At 39.8% G+C, this 19,021-nt stretch carries 18 protein-coding genes; 11 read left to right on the top strand and 7 right to left on the bottom strand.

Features of this window, described 5'->3' with window-relative positions; all coding sequences use genetic code 11:
* Positions 1-364: 364 nt before the first annotated feature.
* The 6 genes from MF1_RS06020 to MF1_RS06045 form a co-directional block, all read right to left on the bottom strand.
* Complete coding sequence (locus tag MF1_RS06020) at positions 365-2,347, bottom strand: MacB family efflux pump subunit (protein ID WP_014924531.1); 1,983 nt, start codon at positions 2,345-2,347, stop codon at positions 365-367.
* 3 nt (positions 2,348-2,350) lie between these two features.
* On the bottom strand, positions 2,351-3,571 hold the full coding sequence (locus tag MF1_RS06025; RefSeq protein ID WP_161510682.1) for an efflux RND transporter periplasmic adaptor subunit: 1,221 nt from the start codon (positions 3,569-3,571) through the stop codon (positions 2,351-2,353).
* Positions 3,568-5,052: an efflux transporter outer membrane subunit gene (locus MF1_RS06030; protein ID WP_161510683.1), complete on the bottom strand. Its 1,485-nt coding sequence runs from the start codon at positions 5,050-5,052 to the stop codon at positions 3,568-3,570. The genes MF1_RS06025 and MF1_RS06030 overlap by 4 nt, the downstream gene beginning before the upstream one ends.
* Before the next feature lie 62 nt (positions 5,053-5,114).
* The gene (locus tag MF1_RS06035) at positions 5,115-5,924 is read right to left on the bottom strand and encodes an exodeoxyribonuclease III (protein WP_161510780.1); all 810 of its coding nucleotides are present in this window, start codon (positions 5,922-5,924) and stop codon (positions 5,115-5,117) included.
* A 29-nt stretch (positions 5,925-5,953) separates the two neighbouring features.
* The gene (locus MF1_RS06040; RefSeq protein WP_161510684.1) at positions 5,954-6,562 is read right to left on the bottom strand and encodes a LolA family protein; all 609 of its coding nucleotides are present in this window, start codon (positions 6,560-6,562) and stop codon (positions 5,954-5,956) included.
* A gap of 122 nt (positions 6,563-6,684) precedes the next feature.
* Positions 6,685-9,123 (bottom strand): FtsK/SpoIIIE family DNA translocase, encoded by a 2,439-nt coding sequence (locus MF1_RS06045; RefSeq protein ID WP_161510685.1) that lies wholly within the window; start codon positions 9,121-9,123, stop codon positions 6,685-6,687.
* A 178-nt stretch (positions 9,124-9,301) separates the two neighbouring features.
* On the opposite strand from MF1_RS06045, the gene MF1_RS06050 reads away from it, so the two are divergent.
* A complete protein-coding gene (locus MF1_RS06050; RefSeq protein ID WP_161510686.1) occupies positions 9,302-10,582 on the top strand; it encodes a ubiquinone biosynthesis hydroxylase in 1,281 nt (426 codons plus the stop codon).
* A gap of 729 nt (positions 10,583-11,311) precedes the next feature.
* Here MF1_RS06050 and MF1_RS06055 read toward each other — a convergent pair.
* Entirely contained in the window at positions 11,312-11,599 is a 288-nt protein-coding gene (locus tag MF1_RS06055; protein WP_161510687.1) for an H-NS histone family protein, read from the bottom strand.
* Positions 11,600-12,352: 753 nt separating this feature from the next.
* Between MF1_RS06055 and MF1_RS06060 the strand changes: the two genes are divergently transcribed.
* From MF1_RS06060 to MF1_RS06105, 10 genes are all read left to right on the top strand, one after another.
* Entirely contained in the window at positions 12,353-12,967 is a 615-nt protein-coding gene (locus MF1_RS06060) for a lysozyme family protein (protein ID WP_161510688.1), read from the top strand.
* Positions 12,968-13,103: 136 nt separating this feature from the next.
* Complete coding sequence (gene korA / locus MF1_RS06065) at positions 13,104-13,388, top strand: KorA family transcriptional regulator (RefSeq protein ID WP_014924541.1); 285 nt, start codon at positions 13,104-13,106, stop codon at positions 13,386-13,388.
* Positions 13,366-13,683 carry a VirB2 family type IV secretion system major pilin TrwL gene (gene trwL, locus MF1_RS06070; RefSeq protein ID WP_161510689.1) on the top strand — a complete coding sequence of 106 codons (318 nt, stop codon included), beginning with the start codon at positions 13,366-13,368 and terminating at the stop codon, positions 13,681-13,683. Before korA ends, trwL (MF1_RS06070) begins: the two co-directional genes overlap by 23 nt.
* A gap of 161 nt (positions 13,684-13,844) precedes the next feature.
* The gene (trwL, locus tag MF1_RS06075; RefSeq protein ID WP_161510690.1) at positions 13,845-14,162 is read left to right on the top strand and encodes a VirB2 family type IV secretion system major pilin TrwL; all 318 of its coding nucleotides are present in this window, start codon (positions 13,845-13,847) and stop codon (positions 14,160-14,162) included.
* A gap of 41 nt (positions 14,163-14,203) precedes the next feature.
* On the top strand, positions 14,204-14,506 hold the full coding sequence (gene trwL, locus MF1_RS06080) for a VirB2 family type IV secretion system major pilin TrwL (RefSeq protein WP_161510691.1): 303 nt from the start codon (positions 14,204-14,206) through the stop codon (positions 14,504-14,506).
* A 132-nt stretch (positions 14,507-14,638) separates the two neighbouring features.
* Positions 14,639-14,953 (top strand): VirB2 family type IV secretion system major pilin TrwL, encoded by a 315-nt coding sequence (gene trwL / locus MF1_RS06085; RefSeq protein WP_161510692.1) that lies wholly within the window; start codon positions 14,639-14,641, stop codon positions 14,951-14,953.
* Between the two features lie 151 nt (positions 14,954-15,104).
* Positions 15,105-15,425 (top strand): TrbC/VirB2 family protein, encoded by a 321-nt coding sequence (locus MF1_RS06090; protein WP_161510781.1) that lies wholly within the window; start codon positions 15,105-15,107, stop codon positions 15,423-15,425.
* Positions 15,426-15,441: 16 nt separating this feature from the next.
* Positions 15,442-15,750 carry a VirB3 family type IV secretion system protein gene (locus MF1_RS06095; RefSeq protein WP_161510693.1) on the top strand — a complete coding sequence of 103 codons (309 nt, stop codon included), beginning with the start codon at positions 15,442-15,444 and terminating at the stop codon, positions 15,748-15,750.
* Between the two features lie 2 nt (positions 15,751-15,752).
* Positions 15,753-18,224, top strand: coding sequence for a VirB4 family type IV secretion/conjugal transfer ATPase (locus tag MF1_RS06100; protein ID WP_161510694.1), 2,472 nt, complete (start codon positions 15,753-15,755; stop codon positions 18,222-18,224).
* An 8-nt stretch (positions 18,225-18,232) separates the two neighbouring features.
* Positions 18,233-18,982 (top strand): TrbJ/VirB5 family protein, encoded by a 750-nt coding sequence (locus tag MF1_RS06105; RefSeq protein WP_161510782.1) that lies wholly within the window; start codon positions 18,233-18,235, stop codon positions 18,980-18,982.
* Positions 18,983-19,021 lie beyond the last annotated feature (39 nt).

Here is a 19,021-nt window from a genome sequence, read left to right on the forward strand (position 1 = left end):
ATTTACAACATTGTAAGCTTGCAAAAAAGATGGTAGTGCCCAATGGATCTTGCCTTATACCAATTCATGGGTATCGCTGTAAAATGGGCTTGAGATTGAGCAGAGAAGCTTCTTTAAAGAAGAAAAGAAATCCTCGTAGGGTCACTTAATCCACCTATGATTACCACAATAAAAGCCAAAATATTTGTTTCATCCGCTGATCTCACATGCACATTTTTCTGATCAAATAACCACCCTTGACCGGCTATTTTATTGAAGCAACCATTCCATACAAATATCGTCTTCTTGGACAATATTCCTTTCCCCGAATGCTTCATCCAGTGTTAATGGCAATAATAATATGACACCGTGCGATTCATGATGATTAATCGCGCGAGAGGGCAACAACGGGGTCAAGGCGTGAAGCTTGCCGGGCTGGTGAAAAGCCAAAACATATCCCGATGAGAGTCGAAAAAGTAAGTGATATAATGATCGAATCAATTGTATAAATCAGCTGGATAGGGGCCTCAAAGAGCACAAACAAACCACCGATAGAAAGCCCAAACAGAATCCCCAAAACACCTCCTATGATACACACCAAAATTGCTTCAATTAAAAACTGCTGCAAAATATCACTCTGCCGTGCACCAACTGCCATCCGCACCCCAATTTCATTGATTCGCTCAGAAACAGTCACCAGCATAATATTCATCACTCCAATACCACCGACGATCAATGAAATAGCTGCAATTGAGGACACTAAAAGTGTTAAAATATGGGTGCTTTCCATGATACGATCCAGAAATAACTGAGAATTTCTAATGAAAAAATCCTCCTCACCATGACGCATAATAAGAAAACGCCGTACCATAGACTCCGCTAAATGTGAATCAATATCATCGGCAATTTTAACCGTAATTGCACGCACTTGTGTTGTTCCAATAAAACGCGTTTGCACAGTTGTATAAGGTAAATAAACCTGCAACGTTTTTGAAATGCCTCCATTATGTTGCTGATCTACCACACCAACAATACGCGCTGGAACTGATCCCACCTGGACCACTTTCCCGAGTGGACTCTCACGACTATGTGGAAAAAGGACAGAAAGTGCTTCTTTTTCAATCACGAGATCTACCGCCCGATCACGCACACTTTTCTGATCAAACAACCGACCTTGAACAACATCGAGTCCTTGTGTCTGAAAGAATTGTTCTCCCACTCCTACAATCACAGCATTGACTTCAACAGCACCAAAACGGACTGTAGAACTTGCTGAAACCTGAGGTGTTACACCAGAAACATAGGGTAACCTTGACAGGGCTTCTGCATCTGCTTCAACGAGACTTGTTATTTTGTCTGATTGTGGATCAGAAAGGCTTTTTCCAGGCAAAATCGTCAATGTGTTAGAACCAAAACTTTTAAAATTTTCTAAGATTTTTTCTCGTGTACCAGTTCCCAAAGCCACCATTGCAATAATCGCAGCAATCCCGATAATCACCCCAAGCATTGTTAAAAAAGTACGCATCCGATGTGCATTCATTGCCAACAATGCCATAACAAATGCTTCACGAAAGCGTTCAGCAAAAGAACGAAAAAAACCAAGTGTTTTTTGGTTTTTCAGATTTTGTTTTCCCTGAAGAGTTTGACCCTTAGACTTTATTTTTGCAACTTTTGCCACATTATCAGCAATAATTTCTCCATCACTGATTTCGATAATACGCTCTGCTCTTTCAGCGACCTGCATATCGTGCGTTACAATGATAATGGTGCGCCCTTCTTGATGCAATTCATCCAAAATACGTAACACTTCTTGACCACTCTTTTTGTCTAAAGCACCGGTTGGTTCATCGGCAAGAATGACCTCGGCATTATTCATGAGAGCACGAGCAATAGACACACGTTGTTGCTGACCACCTGAAAGCTGATTCGGACGATGATTTATCCGATCTCCCATACCTAAGCGTATTAAAAGATCCTGTGCACGTTTTTTTCGTATTTGCGGTGAGCATCCTGCATAAATCGCTGGGATTTCAACATTTCCAAGCGCTGTCAACTCACTCAGCAAATGATAGCGCTGGAAAATAAATCCAAAATGATTGCGTCGCAAAGCTGACAATTCATCAGCAGACAGGCAAGCTGTTTCTTTACCTGAAATCCAATAACGGCCAGAACTTGGTCGGTCAAGACAGCCTAGAATATTCATCAACGTGGATTTTCCTGAACCGGAAGCTCCGACAATTGCCACCATTTCACTGCGCTTAATGGTAAGATTGATGTCTTTCAAAACAGTAACAAATGTTTCACCCGCAGAAAACTTGCGCACAATATTTTCCAAAACGAGAACATCATCTGCTTGCTCTGTTCTCATAGCCTAAATCTCATCTTCGTTATGAACACCAGAAGACTCTGATATCGCTCCATCGCGTGAACCGGTAATAACCACATCGCCCTCGCTAAGTCCTGAAACAATCTCTGCCATAACTTTGTTATTAAGCCCGACTGTTACCTGTTTTGCAACGACCTTTCGCCCCACCAAAAGAGAAACCCATGCTTTACCTTCTTCTGTCTCATCATGTAAAGCATCACTTGGAACCAATAAGACATTCTGAGCCCGACCTAAAATAATATGAACTTGAGCGGTCATATAAGTCCGTAAAAAATTGTCCTTATTATCCACATGCACAATCCCATTATAATAGATAGCCGATGACGTTAAAGAATTGCCCCTCTCCATACCAGGATTAATACTCTCATCAGCGCGTATCGATTCAGGAGCAGGCTCTATCCTTTCTAAAGTTCCCTCATAACGACGCTGTGAATTCCCAAAGACGGTAAAATAAAGAGGTTGTCCAGCATGAACTTTAAGAACATCGGCTTCTGAAATTTGCGCTTTGACAGTCATTTTTGACAAATCACCTAAAATAACGATTGTTGGCGCTGACTGAACGGCATTAACATTTTGCCCTTCTTCCACAACTGTTGCTAAAACTGTTCCTGCTGAAGGTGCAGTTATTTTTGTATAACCGAGATTAACCTCTGCACTGTCCACATCAATTTGTGCTTGTACAATCTGCTGGTTAAGCTGAGCAATTTGCGCCTCGCGTGTTTTTAATTGTGTCACAACTTCATCGAAATTAGCCTGCGAAATGGCGTGCGTTTTGATCATTTTTTTCTGACGTGCTAAATTTTTCTGAGCAAGAGAAAGATAAGCTTGTTGTTCTAGCAGGTTCGCATAATAGTGTGATAATATTGCTTTTTTTCTTTTCAGATCATTTTCCTGATCTGTAGAATCAATTTCTGCCAAGAGATCGCCCTCTTTGACAACACTTCCGGGAAAAACAGGCATTGACACCACACGCCCTGTCGTACGTGCACCAACAGCAACTAAGCGATAAGGACGCACAAGACCAGAAGCCAAAACACTTTCCTCAACATCACCACGCTTTACCACCGCCGTCATATAAGTAGGTGATGGTGTTCCAAAAAAAACAGAACGCAGCCACAACAACAAGACGACAAAGAATATACCCGCTAAAAATAGGGAAAGTTTTTTGCGTTTTGTAATAAATTTTTTGATGAAACTGTTTTTCATTGTCTTACCTTTGCCTGTGAACTGGTAACACCATCGACGACTTCCGGACGTGACACATCAACGACGCCATCCCATCCACCACCCAAAGCTTTCATCAATGCAATATATTGGATAACCAAAGAAACACGGCTATCTTTCAGCGCCATTTGTGCAGAATAATAGGAGCGATCAGCATTTAACAATTCAAGGAAGCTGGTATTTCCATTTTCAAAAAGCCTCCGTGCAAGTTGTAAAGAATGCAAAGAAGCTTTATTTGCAACGATCAGTTTTTCTAGACGCTGATGTTCGTTCTTCAATTTTACAAGCGCATTTTCTACATCTTCTAAAGCTCCCAACACAGCCGCCCGATAAGTAATAAAAGCTTGATCACGCTGTGCACGTGCTACCGCGACAGAAGCGACAATCTGCCCCCCATTAAAAAAGGGAAAACGAAGACCGGGTCCAAAAGACCACCCAATGGTTGAGTTTTTCCATAATTGATCAATTGCTGTTGCTGCTGTCGAAATAGTCCCTGTTAAAGTGAGTGATGGATAGCGATCTGCTTCACGCTGACCAATCCGCGCTGTTGCTTGCGCATATTGGCGTTCTGCCCGTCGTAAATCCGGACGTGTTAACAAAATATCTGCTGGAATTCCTGCTGTTATTGGCCATTTTGGTTGCGGAATCTTTGCCTGTTTCGCATTTTTTTGCAAAAGATCCTTCAAAGCCGTGGGCGCACGACCAGTTAAGACAGACAAGCGATGAATGCTCATTTCCAAATTTGCTTCCATCTGTGATATATCTGCTTCTGTATTTGCCATTTGTGCTTGTGAATTTGAAACATCAAGCTCCGAAACATCACCAGCTTTTAATCTGGCACGCATCAATTCATATGTTTTACGCTGTGATAAAGCAATTTGCCGCACAATCAACAACTTTTGTTGCCAACCACGCATTTGAACATAATTTGTTGCCACATCTCCTAACAGTGTCACCATTGTGGCACGCATATCTTCCACGGTTGCTTCAAGACCATAATGTGAGGCTTCGACCGCTCGTTTACGCCTACCAAAAAAATCAAGCTCCCAACTTGCATCAAAACCACTCCGATATTGGCTTAAAGACGCATCAGATTGTCCAGAAGCACTACGCATTCCTGAAATTGAATTTGACACACTTGGCAAAAGAAATCCTACGGCTTGCCCCAAATCTGCACGCGCCTCTCGAACTCGTGCTTTGGCAACCGCAACACTATTATTTCCAGAAATCGCGTAATTTATTAACACATTTAAAACAGGATCATCCAAACGCCGCCACCACCCTGCAAGCGCAACCGGATGCTCAGCTATCTGGGCCGACTTTTGTCCCCAAACTGCTGGAACACGAAAAAATGTTTTATGATAATTAGGACCAACCATACATCCTGACAGTACAAAAAAACATAAAAAAGCACTACAAAATAATCTGTTATAAGCAATACACTTTAGGTCTCTGATCTGCATCCACTCTCTCATATGTTTTCAGAATCAACTGATTAACATTTTATTTAACTCTTATTCCAAAATCAGCGTGAAAAATCAAATACAGTTTGTACAGGAACGTGATCTGAAGGCTGATTCCATCCCCGTGCATCACGAAAAATCGAAAGATTAGCTACAAAAGGTGCTAAATTGGGAGAAGACCAAATATGGTCAAGGCGCCGCCCACGATCAGCAAGTGCCCAATCGCGTGCGCGGTAGCTCCACCATGTATAAATCTTTGTAGGAGGAGGAAAATGCAGACGCATAAGATCGACCCATCCACCTTGGCAGCATAAAGCTTGTAAACGCTCGGTTTCAATTGGCGTATGGCTTACCACCTTCAACAATTGCTGATGAGACCAAACATCATCTTCCAAAGGAGCAATATTCAAATCGCCCACCAAAAGAGAAGCGAGACCATCTTCTTGATTAGCTCGGATGGAAGCCATTTCTTCTAGAAAATCAAGTTTATGACGAAATTTTTCATTCACATCAGCGTCAGGCACATCACCCCCAGCGGGAACATAAAAATTATGAATCCGTATGTTCCTGCCGTAGGCTTCAACAATCACCGAAATGTAACGACAATCTTGTTTTTGACAAAAGAAACGCTTTTCAACATTCTTAAAAGGCAAACGTGAAACAATTGCCACACCATTGTAAGATTTTTGTCCACTCAATATGATATGCTTATATCCAGCCGTTTCAAAAGCTTCACGTGGGAACAAAGCATCTGGACATTTTGTCTCCTGGAGACACAAAACATCTGCCGCAAACAGATCCAGATACTGAAAAACCTGGGCAAGACGCAAACGGATAGAGTTAACATTCCAAGTCGCAATCCGAAAAAACATCTGTTTCAATTCCGATGGCATACAGCGTACTACTTCTTAGAGGGAAGTGTGAACATCTCATCAGCAAACTTCACCCCTGTGCGCACATTCATGATTTGAACAGTGGTTTCCAAATTCTGTTGGTCAATAATTGTCCATTGCCGCAAAGTATAGGTTTTAGGATCAAAAACCATCCTTATTTGCCCTGACCCAGTGCTTTTATCCCGTAGAGTAACCGTCACCGCCCCTGGATCTTCACGAAATGCTAATAAACGCCCTGATGATAAATCAATTTCATCGTCCAATAGAAACTTCATCGGTGTTTGAAAGAGCGGTGAGAAATTCCAAGTATTCAGAGCACGATTGTTAATGCCTATGAATTGACCATCTGCAATGATCTGTAAAGGTATTTTTTTATAAATAAAACGAATTTTTCCTGGACGCTCTAAATAAAATGTTCCCTGGGACATTTTTCCCTTTGGACTAAACTGAATAAAATCACCTGTCATTGTTTTAATCGCCGCAAAGTGATTGGCAATCTTCTGCGCCTTTACCACTTTCTTGGATGATTGCGAAAAAGCAGGAAAAGTTAAACAACAAAAAACAATAATTCCAATAAACCAAAATATTCTTTTCCGTGGTAAAAAAGAAGTTCTCATAGAAAATGCTCCCAAACCGGACAGTTTTACCTTACAATACAATCAAGTGGCAAATGATGAATAAATATCCTCCTCTAAAAAAGAAATATATTGTTTAAAGCAACTATCAAAAGATTTTTATTTTAAAAGCGTTCTTCCTCAGCAGGCACCAAAATTTCCCGTTTCCCTGCATGATTTGCAGCACTAATAATGCCTTCTTCTTCCATACGCTCAATCAGTGAAGCAGCACGATTATAGCCAATACCTAAACGGCGCTGGATATAAGAGGTCGAAGCCTTACGATCACGAAGAACAATAGCAACAGCTTGACTATAGGGATCATCAGCTGAAGAAGAAGATGCTAAGGAAACACTGGCCTCATTCTCTGTGATCTCTTGTGTAATGGTCTCCAAATAATCAGGGCGTGCTTGTGCTTTAAGATGCGTGACAACTTGCTCCACTTCATCATCGGCCACAAAAGGTCCATGAACACGCTGGATACGTCCTCCTCCCATCATTAAAAGCATATCTCCTTGTCCCAACAATTGCTCAGCCCCCTGTTCACCCAGAATGGTTCGACTATCGATTTTCGAACTCACAGAAAAAGAAATGCGTGTGGGGAAATTGGCTTTAATCGTGCCGGTAATCACATCCACCGAAGGACGCTGTGTAGCCATAATCACGTGGATACCGGCAGCACGCGCCATTTGTGCTAAGCGTTGCACTGCTCCTTCAATATCTTTGCCAGCAACCATCATCAAATCGGCCATTTCATCAATAATGACAACAATATAGGGCATAGGACTGAAATCGAGTGTTTCCGTTTCATAAAGAGGTTCGCCGGTCTCATGATCAAATCCAACTTGAATTGTACGCACCATTGTCTCTCCCTGACTTTCAGCCTCTTTGAGACGCGCATTAAACCCATCAATGTTGCGTACCCCAAGTTTTGACATTTTACTGTAGCGCTCTTCCATTTCACGAACAGCCCACTTAAGCGCAATCACTGCTTTTTTAGAATCTGTTACCACAGGTGTTAACAAATGGGGAATGCCATCATAAATCGAAAGTTCAAGCATTTTCGGATCGACCATAATGAGACGACATTGCTCAGGTGTCATACGATAAAGAAGCGATAAAATCATCGTATTAATGGCAACAGACTTTCCCGATCCTGTTGTGCCTGCCACCAAAAGATGGGGCATTTTTGCTAAATCCGCGATAACCGTTTCACCACCTATTGTTTTGCCCAAAGCAAGACCTAATTTTGCTTCGCTCTCTAAGAATTCCTGAGCTTGTAAAATTTCCCGTAAATAAACCATCTCACGCATTGCATTGGGCAATTCGATTCCAATCACATTGCGTCCTGGAACCACAGCAACACGGGCTGAAATCGCACGCATCGAGCGTGCAATATCATCTGCCAGACCGATAATCCGGGAAGACTTAATGCCTGCAGCCGGTTCAAATTCATACAAAGTCACCACTGGACCAGGACGTGCATCAATAATTTGCCCCTTGACCCCAAAATCTAACAAAATACCTTCAAGTTCCTGAGAGTTGGCTTTTAAGAGAGCAGGAGAAAGTTTTGTCGCCCTTGCTGCTGGTGGAGAAACCGAAAGATAATCTAAAAGCGGAAGAAGAAAATCACCCGTTGAAGAAGCCGTTAAAGGTTTGAAAACACAGTTTTTAACCGAAGAAGCAGGCATCTTATCTTGAGAATTTTCGCATTTTATTTTTTCATCAAAGAAAATTGGTTCAATCCGATCAAATGACTTTTCTTGTTTTTTAGCCTGACTTTTAAAGAAGAAAAAACGAAAAAACCGTGCTTGTAAAAAATAAAAAAGGTGTAAAATAGCTCCAAAAGCTGTAGCAAAAAAACCGTGCTGTGTTTCATCTGCAGCATATTCTACCTCTCCTGACACATCGAAATCTGGATCCACGATTTCGTTTTTCTGGACGTTTTTTGTTTTTCTTTTATTTGATTGACGCCGCCACACAACATTGCCAGCAAAAGCAGCTATCAAAAAACTTAACAAGATAAGAGCAACACCCAAGAGCACATTCTGAAATGGAGAAAGAAGGACAGGAAAGATTAAAGAAGCAGCACTTAAAATTTTATCACCCAAAACCCCTCCCAAACCCATCGGCAATGGCCATTGCGTAAAAGGAGCAAGAGGTGTCATAAGAGCAAAAGAAACTACAAAACAAATCGTTGAGACCACCCATAAAAAAAGGCGAAAAATCAAATTGTGGATATTCTTCTGTGCCAGCAAAAGAAACGACCAAAATAATGGTGGCAGCAAAACACCAAGACTTGCCAGACCAAAAAACTGCATAAAAAAATCTGAGAAAATTGCACCTGGCCACCCCATAAAGTTGGTAATTTTATTTATACTTGCATGCGTTAATGACGGATCTGCAACATTCCAAGTTGCCAAAGCAAAAATGCAAAAAACAATAAAACCCAAAAGCCCAAGCCCTATGAAAACCCCAATTTGGCGCAAAAATATTTCAATGAGCCGCGAACCTTGAGAGTTCTGCACTTCTAATAAATCATAAGGAGAAGAACTTTGGTGCATCCATCAATTCCAAATACAAAACCTTCGTATTAAAGAGTTATAAAATTATGACCGCAAAATATTAATACAGTTTTAACTATCATAATCATAACAATTTCCTTATAATAACGGTGATATTGAAGAAAAATACCCTTTTCGTTTAAGAGCGGACAAACTGCGAACAATAGAAGGAAGTGTTGTGTATTCTGATCTCAATGAAGGTATAAAACCCAATAAAAACACTAGAGCCAATAAAAAAAAAGAACAATGTGATCTCCTCATTGCAGGTGGCGCGGCTGTCGGTTTAACGCTGGCAGTAGCGCTCAAACAAGCTGCCCCTGGTTTGAAAATTAAGATCGTCGATGCTGTTCCTCAAGGAGATATCCCTGTTTCCAATATACGCGCACTTGCCCTTTCTGCTGCCTCTATTCGTATGTTGAAACAACTGCAATGTTGGGAACATATAAAATCCCATGCTCAACCTATTCATTCAATGATCATCACAGATGCATACACAAATGATCCTGTCAAACCAACTCTTTTAACCTTTGAAGGAGACGTTACCCCCAACGAGCCCTTTGCTGCTATGGTGGAACATAGAGAGCTCCTCAATGCTTTAAAAAAGCGTGCAAAAGATCTAGATATTCCTTTCTTCGCAAACATGCGTATTATTGATTTTCACCAAAAAGATCAACACACCACTGTCACTTTAAGCAATGAAGAAATCTGGCAAACCAAGTTGCTGATTGCAGCTGACGGAGCACATTCGAAATTACGCGAAAAAGCAGGTCTTAAAAATTTTTCTCGTCCCTATAAACAAACAGCAATCATCTGCACGATTGAACATGAAAAACCCCATCATGGTCAAGCAATCCAACATTTCTTACCTGCTGGTCCTTTCGCTCTTCTCCCTCTCAAAGGAAATCGATCAGCCGTGGTGTGGAATGAACAGCATAAAACTGCGCAATATTATTTCAAAGCTGATGCTCTTATTTTTGAAACAGAAATCAAAAAACGTATTGGTCACCGATATGGAAAACTCACTTGGAATGGGGAACGCCAAGCCTTTCCTTTAAAGCTTTCTTTAACACGTCAATGTATTAAACCGCGCTTTGTTCTCATTGGTGATGCTGCGCATACAATCCATCCTCTTGCAGGACAAGGCCTCAATTTAGGATTACGCGATAGTGCCGCACTCGCCGAAGTGATTATTGAAACAGCGCGGTTAGGTCTTGATATTGGATCTCTCATTGCTCTCGAACGCTATCAAAGCTGGAGGCGTTTTGAAACTGTACGTATGGCTCTGAGCAATGACTGGCTTAACCAACTCTTTTCTAATGATAACCTGCTCTTGCGAATGCTCCGCGATGTTGGCCTTGGAATTGTCAATCAAACGCCAAAAATGAAAAAATATTTCATTCAAGAAGCCTCCGGTCTCACCCGTCATGCCCCACGTCTGCTGCACGGATTGCCACTCTAAGAAAAAAATTGTACCATTGTGCCTTTTGTAGCCTAAACAAGACTCTCTTTTATCAAGATAAGCCCTTTATGCATTCTGAAGTGCCAAGATTTTGCTAGAGCCGATTTATGATACGACAATAAAGTTTCCAACAAAGTTTCCAACAACCTACACCATCCCAGTACGTAAAAACGCGTGCATTGCACCCTCCCCTTCTCCCACATTAAAAAACACAGATAGAAGCTAGAAAATTGCCAAACCTTTTCAATCTTCAACGCACTCTTTATTAATTGATGAATTTTGGTGACAAACAACTTCAAAACGTATCACAGAACCATATATCAAAATCAAAATGCTAAAACCAACACCAATCGCAGAGAAATTTCATTTTCCAAGATACTTTCTCATAAACCTATATGAGCAGTAAAAAACGAAGCTGATGCCTGATATACACGCTTGACAAGGCGAAATATCAGACCAAAATCCACAAAAGCACTAAGTTACTGCTCCAAAATCAGCATTGCAAACCCATAAGTGCATGCTATAGCATGCACTTGCACAAACTTGCCCGTGTTTCATAGGGCTTTATTCAACCGCTCCAGCCCCCTTTACGAATCAGCTCAGCATTTTGACGCATTATATTTCCAAAAAAGAATACACTCCTCACATTTACCCCTTTGATAAACCTTGTCCCTTATGAATTACAAGCCTATAACCAAGCATTTTTCTGCAATTGCGTATATGTATATGTTATTTTACTTCTAGTTCTTCAAGCGTATAACCACTCTCCAACCATTCTTTAATCCACTTAGGTTTACGCCCACGCCCATTCCATAATTCCCATTGGTTATTGGGATTTCTATAATAACGCTCTTTGCTCACAAGATCGGCGATATCAATTCCGTGCGCATTGGCAATTTCAAGGATTTTTCGCCGTGCATTCTGTTTCTCTTTTGCTTGTCGTTTTTTTAATTCTGCATCAATTTGGATACGCATCTCTTGTAGCTCATCAAGATTCATGTTTTTGAGATTGTTCACTTTATTACTCCCCTTGCAAAAAAGAATTGTGCTTTGCCATATTTTAAACACAATTATAGATAATTTTCGTCTATTTATTATCAAAATTGAAATTATGATGAATATATCACTTTCACGGAGATATGCTTTGAACCACGAAGAATTGCTTATTTGTGCCTCAGATATCACTACCGTATCCTCTTTTAGTTCGATCGCTGAAACTGGTAAGCGGATTGTGAAAACTTCATTGTATTTCTATAATTCTCATGGACCAGCAGTCGAAGGTGCATATAAATCGTCATTTTATAAACTATGGCAAGATTTAATAAAGGACAAGCCCTCTACCTATAACGATGGTGCATTTCATTCCTATAATAAGAAGCACTCTCACATAAAACGGGTTTCTACTTTATATCAGCCATACCCAGAAAGAGTAAGAACCGCAGAAAATTATATGATGCAGTCACCCTCAAGGTTTCAACAGAAACAGCCATGGTTTAAATACTTCTTTTTCTTTTATAACCTTAATGATTATCCCATCAATTGGCGTGATACATTCGGTTTCGTTTCAGATCTTTGCACGGTAAAATATATATTGACATATGTCAAAAACACTTTCGGAAAAAACAAAAGCTATCGTCTTAAAAAACAAAGTCCTAAACTGAACAAATTTACTTGGCGAATTTACAGCAATATAGTGTGGCGACATTTGGAAAAAACATACAGAATTGACTTTTATATTGATAAATTTTTCCATCATCGGGTGTATTGTTCATGATTGTTCCAAGCTTTATGGTGCTCGCTGCTGCATACGTACCGTCTATTCATCCTACAATATTTTCAGTTCAACCTTTTACGTTTGAAGAAGCAGTTGTAAAAACTGAAAAGTTTAAGCAGAGCGGACATAATTTTGGCACAAGTTTGGGACAAATTAACGTCAAAAATTTGGAGTGGTTCTGTATGTCTCGCTTTATTGGTTGCGTCAATTTGTTTGATTTCTGTAAAAATCTCAAAGCTGTACGAATTGTTCTGACGCACTGCTATGAACGTGCAATGTCGGAGTACAACAACTCTGAACAAACTCCGTTGCAAGCTGCACTGAACTTTTATAACAGGGGAAGCTTTAAGAGCAGTTTGAGCAACGCTTATGTGCAGAAAATTGCCTCACATGTTGCAGAAAAAGCGCCTGCACTTCTTAGTGAAAAACTGCAACAATCTGTACAGTTTAGTACAAAAGAATCAGAACAAACAATGAAGACAGAGGCTCTTCCTTCCTCTTCCGAAGAATTGGAGGATGCCTTTACGCATGAGACAAGCAGTGTTCGTGATGCTTTCACAACAGAAAATTCCTCTTTAACGACAAAGGATTCTTCGTCCTTCGAAAGATAACAAGAGTAATGGCTACTGCATTTACGGATTAGAATTATAATTTTGATAGGATACAATGATGAGAGATAGATAAAGAAATATTAAAGCTCTAATTATTAAGATTAGACAAAATCTTTTCTAATTGAGGGCTGAAATAATGAAAATGATAGAACAAAGCAGCATTGATATAGCATTTAATCAAAAAGCGGCACGTGAAATTACAATCGTGATGGGCTCAGAGAAGAAATGGTATTTTACGTTCATTGCAGATGATCCGGTAACCGGTAAACCAAATGAATATGCACTTCTTACACAGAGAGGAAAATTAAGAACTTGGGCCAATCCTAAATGTCTCTTTAAATTTCTTCATGAAAGAGGTGTTACTTATGGGAAATTTAATTTGAATCAGGACAAACAAAATGAAACGATCAAATATGATTAAAATAGCGGTTCATAATAGGACTACTGCAACTGTAGTGGCTATTATTGTGTTTCTCATAACTCATCCTACATATACTTACGCACAGGATTTGGGGAAAGTAAAAACTGCTTTAGAGACATTCCAGAATCAATTGAAGACGATTATTCCTGTTGCTGCTGCTCTTATACTTTTATGCTTAGCAATTGGTTATGCAGGACGCTATATAGAAAAAGATACATTCATACGGTGGGCAATCGGTGTTGTCATCGCTGGTTCAGCAGCTCAAATCGCTAATATGTTGTTTACATCTGGATAATGAAAGTGAATCATAAAACTATATAGCAAAAAATGTTATTCTTATCCAAAAAAAAGAGAACTGAGTGTTGCCAATCTGACAAGTATCAATGCAAGCATTTCTCACAGTGCAGCACAGGAGTCATTTGCACCAATATACAATTTAAATCAGGATAAATCATTATGAAACGGTTAAATAATCTACAATCAAAAAGTAACGACAAAAGCATCGCAATTGCTGTAGCTACGATCGTGTTCTTTATGGTTCATTCTGCGTATGCGCAAGTGGGCGGTTTGACGAATGCTCAAAAGGTCTTAGACAGCTTCAAAAAACAATTGGATATGATTATTCCTATTGCTGCTGCTCTTATACTTTTATGCTTAGCAATTGGTTATGCAGGACGCTATATCGAAAAAGATACATTCATACGGTGGGCAATCGGCGTTGTCATCGCTGGTTCAGCAACTCAAATCGCCACAATGCTTTTTAAAGCTACATAGAAAGCTTTTCATGGCAATTCAATCTCAATTAGGATAAATTTATGAAACGACCAAATATTAAAATAGTAGTTTATAATAAAACTATCGCAGCTATGATTGTATTTATTATGTCTTACCCTGTATATGCCCAAGCACAAAATTTAACGACAGCAAAAAATGCTTTAAACAAATTCCAGAGTGAATTGAAGGCGATTATTCCTGTTGCTGCTGCCCTTATACTTTTATGCTTAGCAATTGGTTATGCAGGACGCTATATCGAAAAAGATACATTCATACGGTGGGCAATCGGCGTTGTCATCGCTGGTTCAGCAACTCAAATCGCTAATATGTTGTTCTTAAATTAATAATGGAACTACAATCTTTTTATTAAAAAATGAGCACCGTATCCATCAGTCGTAGATAGAATAATGGTAATCTCTCTCACTGATACCAAAAAAGAATGTCAGTTATGAGTAATTGTAATAAGAGTAAGAAACATGAAACAATTAGACAATCTACAATCAAAAAGTAACGACAAAAGCATCGCAATTGCTGCAGCTATAACCGTGTTCTTTATGGCTTATCCCGCGTATGCTCAAGTACAAACTCTAGATAACGCTAAAACTGTTCTAGAAAAGCTGAAGACTGAACTTACTACGAAAATTATACCTATCGCTGCTGCTCTTATACTTTTATGCTTAGCAATTGGTTATGCAGGACGCTACATCGAAAAAGATACATTCATACGGTGGGCAATCGGTGTTATCATCGCTGGTTCAGCAACCCAAATCGCCGCTATGTTGCTCTCATAATTAATAATAGAACTAGAATGATACAAAATGTTCTTTTTATTAAAAAATGAGCACCGTATCCATCAGTCGTAGATAGAATAATGGTAATCTCACTGATACTAAAAGGGAGGTGTTATTTATGATAACTTCAACCATGATGAAAATGAAAAACATGAAAGAGTTAAATACTTTTCAAGCAAAAACTGAAAATAAAAATAACAAGATCAGTACTATTTTTGCAACTCTGATCATATTTTTAGCGGCCCGATCTGCATGTGCTCAAACAGCAAGCAAAAACATAGATGTTTTCATGGGTGTACAGTACGGATTAACTCTGATTATTCCCATTGCTGCTGTCATCATTCTTTTATTTCTCTTGCTTATTTATGTTTTTCGCATCATTTCAAGGGTTACATTCGTAAGATGGACGTTTAGTGTTATTATTGCTGGAGCAGCATTTTATATTAGCAGTATATTGTTTCACATCACCTAATCGATCGGAGCTGCTCATGAAATCACAAAAGCCCGAAGCATTCCCCTTATTCAAGGGAGCAACTCGTGTTCCAACAATTTGGGGTGTACCAATGATGCCGCTTATAGTTATGGTTATGGGCGTAGCCGTTATATCCATGACAATAAACATCTTTTTATGGCTTATTGCACCGCCATTGTGGTTCGTTATGGCACAAATTACCAAAAATGATGACAAAGCATTCCATATCTGGTGGTTGTGGATCGACACCAAATTTCGCAACCGTAACAAGAGCTTTTGGGGCGCATCAAGTTACAGTCCCTCTAATTACCAGAAAAGGAGATAAGCATGACGGCTGTTGAAAGCATGAAACGGCTTGCGTCAGAAACACCAGTAAGTTTATTTATACCCTATTCACATCATGTTACAGATACGATTATCTCTACCAAAAATGCGGAGTATTTGTCGGTCTGGAAAATTGACGGACGCTCACATCAAAGCGCTTCAGAAGAGGATATTTTTCGGTGGACTAAAGAGCTAAACAATACCCTGCGTGGTATTGCATCGGCTAATTTATCACTGTGGGCGCATATCGTACGTCGACGTGTTTATGAATATCCTGATTCAACATTTGATAAAATGTTCTGCTATCAGCTTGATGAAAAGTACCGACAAAGTTTTGTTGGTTATAATCTAATGGTCAATGATCTATATTTGACCATTGTGTTCCAACCAGTCACTGATAAGGTTATGTCGTTTTTTTCCCAGCATGAACGTGAAACGCTTGATCAAAAAAAGATGCGGCAAGAATCATGTATTAAAGCTCTCAATGATATCAACCGTACCTTAAGTCAATCGTTTAAATCTTATGGTGCGGAACTTCTTGGTGCATATGAAAAAAATGGCCACGCTTATTCTTCTGCCCTTGAATTTCTTGCAATGCTTGTCAATGGTGAATACCAGCCTATGCCAATCTGCCATGACCGTTTTGCTGACTATATGTCTATCAATCGGCCTTTCTTCTCAAAATGGGGAGCACTGGGTGAACTGCGCACAACCACTGGAATGCGCCGATTTGGAATGATGGAAATTAAGGAATATGACACGACAACCAAACCGGGCCAATTAAATGTTTTACTGGAAAGTGATTTCGAATTTGTGTTAACACAGAGCTTTTCTGTACTCTCGCGCCATGCAGCCAAGGATTATTTGCAGCGGCATCAACGAAATCTTATCGACGCTCGCGATGTAGCAACAAGTCAAATTGAGCAAATTGACGAAGCACTTAATCAACTTGTAAGTGGGCATTTTGTTATGGGTGAGCACCATTGCACATTGACCATCTATGGCGATACAATTCAACAAGTTCGTGACTATATGGCAAAAGCGAATGCGGATATGCTAGACGTTGCCGTGTTACCAAAACCTGTAGATTTGGCCATAGAAGCTGGCTATTGGGCACAACTTCCCGGAAATTGGAAATGGCGACCACGTCCCGCACCGATTACGTCACTGAACTTTTTATCATTCTCATCTTTTCATAACTTTATGTCAGGCAAACCAACCGGGAATCCATGGGGGCCGGCAGTTACAATTCTTAAAACAATAAGTAAAACACCGCTTTATTTCAATTTTCATGCCTCTAAACTCGAAGAAGATGCGACAAACAAGCGGTTACTTGGTAATACTGCAATCATTGGACAGTCTGGTTCTGGTAAAACCGTCCTTCTTGGATTTTTGTTAGCGCAAGCGCAAAAATTCAAACCGACAACTGTCGTTTTTGATAAAGATCGTGGCATGGAAATTGCCATTCGTGCTATGGGAGGACGGTATCTAACATTCAAACCTGGTAGGCCAAGTAGTTTTAATCCGTTCCAACTTCCACCGACACAAGACAACTTAACTTTTCTTAAACAATTTGTTAAAAAATTGGCAGAAGCTGGTGGCGAAATTACTCATCGCGACGAAGAGGAAATTAATCAAGCTGTCATATCTATTATGAGCAGCAACATTGACCGATCGCTCCGTCGTTTGTCTTTTCTGCTGCAATTCTTACCCAATCCGCGTTCAAGTCATTATAATGCACACCCATCTGTTCACGCTCGCTTGGCAAAATGGTGCCAAAATGGTGATTATGGATGGCTCTTTGATAATCCTCAGGATGCACTTGATCTCTCAACGCATCAAATTTACGGCTTTGATATTACAGAATTCTTAGATAATCCAGAGACTCGTACTCCAGTGATAATGTACTTGTTCTATCGTACAGAAGGGATGATCAGTGGGCAACGGTTTATGTATATCTTTGACGAGTTTTGGAAATCTTTACAGGATCCGTACTTTGAAGATTTAGCAAAGAACAAGCAAAAAACTATTCGTAAACAAAATGGTATTTTTGTTTTTGCTACGCAAGAGCCTAGTGACGCACTGGAAAGCAATATTGCTAAGACGCTCATTCAACAATGCGCAACTTACATTTTTCTAGCCAATCCTAAAGCGAATTATGAAGATTATACTGAAGGCTTCAAACTAACAGATGCTGAATTTGAACTGGTCAAAGGACTTGGTGAATTTAGTCGTCAGTTCCTCATCAAGCAAGGTGATCAGTCTGCGCTTGCAGAGCTTAACCTCGGCAAATTCAATGTCACAACTGATGGAAAAACTATCGAACGTGACTTTAGTGACGAACTCTTAGTATTATCCGGTACGCCAGATAATGCAGAGTTGGTCGAAACCCTTATCGCTGAAGTCGGGGACGATCCAGCGGTATGGTTGCCAGTTTTTTTACAACATATAAAAACTGAGAGGAGAGTAGTATGAAGATAAATATGAAGATAAAAAAGATAATAATTCCATTAGCAATAGCCGTAGTTTTAGGGATCCCAAACTCAGCAATGGCTTGGTGGGGAGCTGATGCAGTGGATTTAAGCCGAACAGTACCAAATTTATTTGGTTCGTGGTCCCCCCCCCAACAGACAGGTAAACCTTCAGACAATGCCTTACTGCTAGCTTTAATAAAACAACATCTCGAGGTAAATAGACAGCAACTGGAACAAGCTAAAAAAATGCAACAGTCCATAATGGGAAATAAAGCGTCCAGTACTTCACAAGAAAAATATACCAACTCTTTTTTCAAAGATCCACAATCGGTCTATGATAGTAAGAGAAAACATGAAGATATATCTGCATCATTTGAGAAGATTCGGAGAGAAGAGGAAGAAGTTTCTACCTCTCTTGCTGGAGCGCGTGAATCTATAGAGAAACGTAGCGAGTATGCAGCGTTGGTTGATAAAGCTATAAGCTTGCAAGCTTTTCAGCAAACAGAGAATCGCTCTAAAAAAATTTTAGAGTTGTTAAACAAAATCGACAAAACAAGAGATCTGAAAAGCATTGCTGACTTGCAGGCTCAGATCAAGGGCAAACTAGCCATGATCCAAAATGAAGCAACAAAATTGCAAATGGTTGCATATTTACGTAATACAGAACAGGAGCTTATAAGCCAACAAAAACAAAAACGCAATCTAAAGATTCTTAACAGTAAAAGCAAAGAAATGCCAACTATACGCTTTATCCGATGAAGTTTTTTATAAGAATTTCTCCTATGTCACTGGTTTTTT

It is taken from the genome of Bartonella quintana, from assembly GCF_009936175.1.
GTDB classification, from domain to species: Bacteria; Pseudomonadota; Alphaproteobacteria; order Rhizobiales; family Rhizobiaceae; genus Bartonella; species Bartonella quintana.